This is a genomic window from Mesorhizobium sp. B2-7-1 (assembly GCF_006440735.1).
GTDB lineage: Bacteria > Pseudomonadota > Alphaproteobacteria > Rhizobiales > Rhizobiaceae > Mesorhizobium.
This window is the reverse complement of the sequence record NZ_VFUA01000077.1, coordinates 25,316-31,790: the sequence shown is the minus strand read 5'-3', so window position 1 is coordinate 31,790 and position 6,475 is coordinate 25,316. Positions and strand designations below refer to the sequence as shown.

Sequence of the window (6,475 nt, the reverse complement as noted above, 5' to 3'; positions counted from 1 at the left end):
GTCTCACTCCGCTGGAACACCCCTCATCCGTCTCGGCGCTATCGCGCCGATCCACCTTCTCCCACAAGGGGAGAAGGGAAGATCTGTGGTTTGTTATCAAAACTTCATGGTTCCGAAATGCGCCTGAAACATTGAGGCGAGAGCTTGGCGGTCCCGTTCAACGCCATACCGGAGACAGCCATGAACAAGCTCTCGTTGACCCGCCGCGCTTTCGTCACCTCGGCAAGCGCCTTCGGCCTTGTCGGCGCTTCCGGACTGGCTTTGCCTTATTATTCCCGCGCCAACCAGCGCCCCGCCTTCACGCATGGCGTCCAGTCCGGCGACGTCGATGCTACCTCCGGGATGGTGTGGACGCGCACCGACCGTCCGGCGCGTGTGATGTATGAAGTGTCGACCACCGAAAGCTTCGCCAACGCCACCAGGCTGGCTGCGCTCGATACCTCGCCGGCCAGCGACTACACGGTGAAGCGGCTGCTCACCGATCTCGCCTCGGACCAGGACATCTTCTACCGCATGACTGCCGCCGATCTTTCCGACATCAACGCGCTCTCCGAGCCGATCGTCGGCCGCTTCCGCACCGCGCCGTCGTCGAAGCGCGACGTGCGCTTCGCCTGGTCTGGCGACACGGCCGGCCAGGGCTGGGGCATCGACGAAACCGGCATGAAGACCTACTCGACCATCGCCAAGCACACACCGGACTTCTTCCTGCATTCCGGCGACACCATCTATGCCGACGGCGCCTTGAAGGACGAGGTCGACCTGCCGGGCGGCGGCAAGTGGAAGAACGTCGTCATGCTCGACGGTAAGCGCAAGGTCGCCGAGACGCTGGACGAGTACCGCGACCAGTGGAAGTACAACATGATGGACAAGCATGTGCTTGGCCTCTCCGCCATCTGCCCGACTTTCTACCAGTGGGACGACCACGAGGTGCTCAACAACTGGTCGGATTCGAAAGACCTCACCGCCGACGACCGCTACAAGGAAAAGTCGATCCATGTGCTGGCGGCCCGCGCCGCGCGCGCCTTCCATGAGATGACCACCATCCGCTACGAGCCGTCGGAGCCGGGTCGCGTCTACCGCAAGATCTCACATGGGCCGCTGCTCGACGTGTTCTTCCTCGACATGCGCTCCTATCGCGGCCCCAACGGCCCCAATCTGGATGAAACGCTGACGCCGAAGTCGCGGATGATCGGCGAGGAGCAGTCCAAGTGGCTGAAGCGCGAGTTGGCCAACTCCAGGGCGACCTGGAAGATCATCGCCGCCGACATGCCGCTCAGCCTGGTCGTCTGGGACGACGCGGCGAAGAAGGTCGGCTTCGAGGCCGTCAGCAACAACGACAATGGCGCGCCGAAGGGCCGCGAGCTCGAGTTCGCCGACGTGCTGCGCTTCATCAAGAACGCCGGCATCACCAACACGGTGTGGCTCACCGCCGACGTGCACTACACCGCGGCGCATTACTACAACCCCGACAAGGCGCAGTTCCAGGATTTCAATCCGTTCTGGGAATTCGTCTCCGGCCCGATCCACGCCGGCACGTTCGGCCCCAACGACCTCGACATGACCTTCGGGCCGGAGCTGAAATTCATCAAGGCACCGACCGCCGAGCAGGGCCAGAACCTGCCGCCGTCGGCGGGCCTGCAGTTCTTCGGGCTGGTCGATATTTCCGGCGCGACCGAACAGCTCAGCGTGCGGCTGATGGATCGCGACGACAACGAGCTTTACAAGGTGACGCTCGATCCGGTGCGGTCGGCGTAAGGTCGGCGCGAGGCCCCCCTCTGTCCTGCCGGACATCTCCCCCGCAAGGGGGGAGATTGGCAGCTTTGCCGCTGCCGCCCATTCTTCAGCGTTAGAGATTGGCGAAAGCCGATGCGAAATCTGATCTCCCCTCTTGCGGGGGAGATGGCCGGCAGGCCAGAGGGGGGTGTGCCGGAAACGCTACGCTTGTCGTATTGCTGCCGCGAAGATCAATCCGGGTAGCAGGTCGCGGGGATTTTCGGCCAGACGGCGGTGTCGCAGTTGGCGGCCTTCTGCCGCTGCTTGAAGGAGGCGCTGACCGGACCGGTGACGATCGGGTCGACGCCGTCGGGCGCGTCGGCGAACATCTGCTGCGCGGTCCTGGCGTCGGGTGGCGTCATCGGGTCGGCTTCCCTGAGTGCTGCCGCCGACTGCGCGGCGCCTGCCGCGATGAGCACGCCAAGTGCTGCCCACGCAAAAACCGGACGCAATCTGGACATCTGATCGGTCATGAACATCGAACTGCCCGGCCCCTCAAAGGTTCCGCATTGGTTAACAGAATCATTTCACACCAAGACGTTTAAGAATCAGTGACCATTTATTTGGGGCCGGGCCTCCCCTTTCGCAATTGCGAAAAACCTTGTATGAGCCGCGCAACCGAAAAAGGCGGCGCTTTTGGGCCTGCTGCCTGCAACGTTCCCGAGACCAGAAAAATGAACCTCCGCAATATCGCGATCATCGCGCACGTCGACCATGGCAAAACCACGCTGGTCGACCAGCTTCTGAAACAGTCCGGCGCCTTCCGCGACAACCAGCGCGTCGCCGAGCGCGCCATGGATTCCAACGACCTCGAAAAGGAACGTGGCATCACCATCCTGGCCAAGGCGACCTCTGTCGACTGGCACGGCACCCGCATCAACATCGTCGACACCCCCGGACACGCCGATTTCGGCGGCGAGGTCGAGCGCATCCTGTCGATGGTGGATTCGGCGATCGTGCTCGTCGACGCCGCCGAAGGCCCGATGCCGCAGACCAAGTTCGTCGTCGGCAAGGCGCTCAAGGTCGGCCTGCGACCGATCGTCGTCATCAACAAGATCGACCGTCCGGACGCCCGCCATATCGAAGTGGTCAACGAGGTGTTCGACCTGTTCGCCGCGCTCGACGCCACCGACGAGCAGCTCGATTTCCCGATCCTCTACGGTTCGGGCCGCGACGGCTGGGTGTCGGAAAACCCCGAAGGCCCTAAGGACCAGCAGCTTGCGCCGCTGTTCGACCTCGTCGTCAAGCATGTGCCGGCGCCGACGGTGCATCCCGGCCCGTTCCGCATGATCGGCACCATCCTCGAGGCCAATCCGTTCCTCGGCCGCATCATCACCGGCCGCATCGAGTCCGGCACGCTGAAGGCCAACCAGGCAGTCAAGGTGCTGCACCATGACGGCACGCAGATCGAGACCGGCCGCGTCTCCAAGATCCTCGCCTTCCGCGGTCTCGAGCGCCAGCCGATCGACGAAGCCCAGGCGGGCGACATCGTCGCCATCGCCGGCCTGTCGAAAGGCACCGTCGCCGACACGTTCTGCGACCTGGCGGTGAGTGAGCCGCTGCATGCGCAGCCGATCGACCCGCCGACCGTGACCATGTCCTTCCTCGTCAACGACAGCCCGCTTGCCGGTACCGAGGGCGACAAGGTGACCAGCCGCGTCATCCGCGACCGCCTGTTGCGCGAGGCAGAAGGCAATGTCGCGCTCAAGATCGAGGAATCTCCCGACAAGGATTCCTTCTTCGTCTCCGGCCGCGGCGAATTGCAGCTAGCGGTGCTGATCGAGACGATGCGCCGCGAGGGTTTCGAGCTCGCCGTGTCGCGTCCGCGCGTTGTCATGCAGAAGGGTGACAACGGCGAATTGCTCGAGCCGGTTGAGGAAGTCGTCATCGACGTCGACGAGGAGCATGCCGGCGTCGTCGTGCAGAAAATGTCGGAGCGCAAGGCCGAGATGGTCGAGCTGCGCCCCTCCGGCGGCAACCGCCAGCGCCTCGTCTTCCACGCGCCGACGCGCGGCCTGATCGGCTACCAGTCGGAACTTTTGACCGACACGCGCGGCACCGCGGTGATGAACCGGCTGTTCTTCGCCTATGAACCCTACAAGGGCGAGCTGCCCGGCCGCACCAATGGCGTCTTGATCTCCAACGAGCAGGGCGAGTCCGTCGCCTACGCCATGTGGAACCTTGAAGACCGCGGCCCGATGATCATCGATCCGGGCGTCAAGGTCTATCAGGGCATGATCATCGGCATCCATAGCCGCGACAACGACCTCGAAGTGAACGTGCTCAAGGGCAAGAAGCTCACCAACATCCGCGCCGCCGGCAAGGACGAGGCGGTGAAGCTGACGCCGCCGATCCGCATGACGCTGGAGCGCGCGCTGGCCTGGATCCAGGACGACGAGCTGGTCGAGGTGACGCCGAAGACCATCCGTCTGCGCAAGCTCTATCTCGACCCGAACGAGCGCAAGCGTTTCGAAAAGGCCGCCAAGGTGATGGGCGCGGCGTAAGTTTTTCGGCGAAGGGTTCAAAAGAGGGGGCAGATGCCCCCTCTTTTCGTTTCAGCGGTATGCAGCCAGCAGGACGGCGTTGCAATCCGCCTCCCCGGCCAGATCGAGGCGTATCGCCAGGCCATCGCGCACAGGCTTGCGCAAGGCCTTGGCGCCGTCGGGTTGGGTGGTCAGTCGCCTTCGGTCCTCCAGGGCCTGAAGCCTTGATCGCGAAAGACCGAGCTCGCCGGCAAGCAGGCGGTCCAGCCGCAAAGGCGTCGTGCCCTCGAGTTGGAACTCGAGCGCGAGCGCGGCCGTGCGTCCCGGCTCACTGCCCATCAACTCTTTTCGAACCGTGACATCGGGGAATTCCTCGATCCGTCCGATCCGGCTTCGTAACGCCACCGTATCGAAGGCGTGCCGGCGCACGAATGCCGGGTCGTTGCTTTCGAGCGCCGCAAGCAGCGCCGGCTCGATGTCGTGCCGGTTGCAACGCTCCAGGATCGTGCGGTTCCAGGAATTGTCGCAGTCGACGCAGCGATAGATCAGCCAAACGTCGATGCGCTTGCCGTTGGCGTTGACGCGGAATTTTTCGCCGCATCGATAGGGTTTCACGCCGCCGCAGCGGTTGCAGTTGATGAGAGGTCGAGGCGCGATTGCTGGCGCGATCGTCCAGCGGACAGACAAGGTAGAAGACATGCCGGTAGGCCCTTCCCGTCGGGAAGTCCGTCAGGCCGGCAATGTCCGAGGTGCCTTCATGGGCACGGTGTGGCGAGAGACTGTGTTATCCGGAAGTCAGGCGTCGGCGCGGATTACGCGCTGCGGCTCAGCAATGCCAAACCGGTCTCGAACCGCCGCCTGAAGAACACGTGAACAAATGCAGGGGCAGCTAAAGATGCGCCTGCGGTGCATTCAAAGGAGTTGGCGAGACCGGCGGTTACTGAGGCAAAGTGATGCTCGAAACGGATGAAGGGTCAGGTCTTCTAGCTAAGGCTCAAGGGGACGACAAGAGCAGTAACCGTAGGCGGCGCCGACTCTGGCAGCTATTGTCTGCTTGGTCAGTCCTTGCACCTTGCGGAGCGTGCCAAATCTGCTCCGATCGAGTATCGTCGGCTCCCATGCTATAGGAAGCACCATCATGCATCTCGCCTCGCTGCTGATCTTCGCCGCCGCTTTGTTCGTCGCCGCCGGCTCGCCCGGGCCGTCGATCGCGGCACTCGTGGCGCGGGTGATCTCGAAAGGGTTCCGCGACGTCTTCCCGTTCCTGTTGGCGATGTGGATCGGTGAGGCGATCTGGCTGTCGCTGGCGGTGTTCGGGCTCGCCGTCGTGGCGCAGACCTTCCACTACGCCTTCGTCGTCGTGAAATGGGTTGGCGTCGCCTACCTTGCCTATCTGGCGTTCAAGATGTGGACGGCGCCGGTCGAGGCCAAGGAAGGCGAGATGCCGCGCGAGGATTCAGCCCTGAAACTGTTCTTTGCCGGCATGGCGGTGACGCTCGGCAACCCGAAGATCATGATGTTCTATCTGGCGCTGCTGCCCACCATCATCGATCTTGCCTCGGTCAGCGTTGTCGGCTGGGTCGAACTGACGGTCACCATGGCGATCGTGCTCGTGGTCATCGACCTCGCCTGGGTGCTGGCCGCGTCGCAGGCGCGCCGGCTCCTGAAGAGCAAGCGCGCCATGAGGATCGCCAACCGGGTCAGTGCCACGACGATGGCGGGCGCAGCCGCGGCGATCGCCGCGCGTTCCTGATGCATCAAAACAAAGGCTTGAAGCGCGTCGACTGAAACCGTTTTCGGCGACGCGCTTTTAAGCGCTACATCATCTCGATGATCGGCGCGATCTCGACGCTGAAGGCAGGGTCCATCAGGATCGGGCAGTCCTTGGCCTTGGCGACGGCGTCATCGATGTCCCTGGCTTCGACGACGGTGTAACCCGCGGTCGGATTGCTGCCGCCATTGTTCTCGATCCTGCCGCTCGGCAGCACCGTCTTTGACATGCCGACCGGATTGCCGCCATCGACGACGGCCGAGCCGAGCTTGTCATACCAGCCGGTCCAGGCATCCATAGCCGCTTTGCGCTCGGCTTCGTCGGTCGGCATCTTGCCGGAGCCGTGATAGACATAGAGAAATTTCGCCATGTTCTCCTCCCTTGTCGGCGGCGTCGAACCGGCATGAGGCCACGCCGCAATCTTGATCATCCAACCAAATGGCGGGAT

At 63.3% G+C, this 6,475-nt stretch carries 6 protein-coding genes; 3 read left to right on the top strand and 3 right to left on the bottom strand.

The window, feature by feature from the left end; all coding sequences use genetic code 11:
• Window positions 1–180 precede the first annotated feature (180 nt).
• Window positions 181–1,755 carry an alkaline phosphatase gene (locus tag FJ471_RS24225; RefSeq protein ID WP_140807253.1) on the top strand — a complete coding sequence of 525 codons (1,575 nt, stop codon included), beginning with the start codon at window positions 181–183 and terminating at the stop codon, window positions 1,753–1,755.
• 209 nt (window positions 1,756–1,964) lie between these two features.
• On the opposite strand, the gene FJ471_RS24215 is transcribed toward FJ471_RS24225, so the two are convergent.
• Entirely contained in the window at window positions 1,965–2,234 is a 270-nt protein-coding gene (locus FJ471_RS24215; RefSeq protein ID WP_246684818.1) for a hypothetical protein, read from the bottom strand.
• A 213-nt stretch (window positions 2,235–2,447) separates the two neighbouring features.
• Here FJ471_RS24215 and typA point away from each other — a divergent pair, with 213 nt between their 5' ends.
• Entirely contained in the window at window positions 2,448–4,277 is a 1,830-nt protein-coding gene (typA, locus tag FJ471_RS24210) for a translational GTPase TypA (RefSeq protein WP_140807251.1), read from the top strand.
• Window positions 4,278–4,328: 51 nt separating this feature from the next.
• Here typA and FJ471_RS24205 read toward each other — a convergent pair whose 3' ends face one another.
• Window positions 4,329–4,955 carry a DUF1062 domain-containing protein gene (locus FJ471_RS24205; RefSeq protein ID WP_140807250.1) on the bottom strand — a complete coding sequence of 209 codons (627 nt, stop codon included), beginning with the start codon at window positions 4,953–4,955 and terminating at the stop codon, window positions 4,329–4,331.
• A gap of 439 nt (window positions 4,956–5,394) precedes the next feature.
• Here FJ471_RS24205 and FJ471_RS24200 point away from each other — a divergent pair, with 439 nt between their 5' ends.
• Window positions 5,395–6,009: a LysE family translocator gene (locus tag FJ471_RS24200; protein WP_140807249.1), complete on the top strand. Its 615-nt coding sequence runs from the start codon at window positions 5,395–5,397 to the stop codon at window positions 6,007–6,009.
• Window positions 6,010–6,073: 64 nt separating this feature from the next.
• Here the strand turns inward: FJ471_RS24200 and FJ471_RS24195 are convergent, their stop codons facing one another.
• The gene (locus FJ471_RS24195; protein WP_128257934.1) at window positions 6,074–6,397 is read right to left on the bottom strand and encodes a YciI family protein; all 324 of its coding nucleotides are present in this window, start codon (window positions 6,395–6,397) and stop codon (window positions 6,074–6,076) included.
• Between the last annotated feature and the right edge of the window lie 78 nt (window positions 6,398–6,475).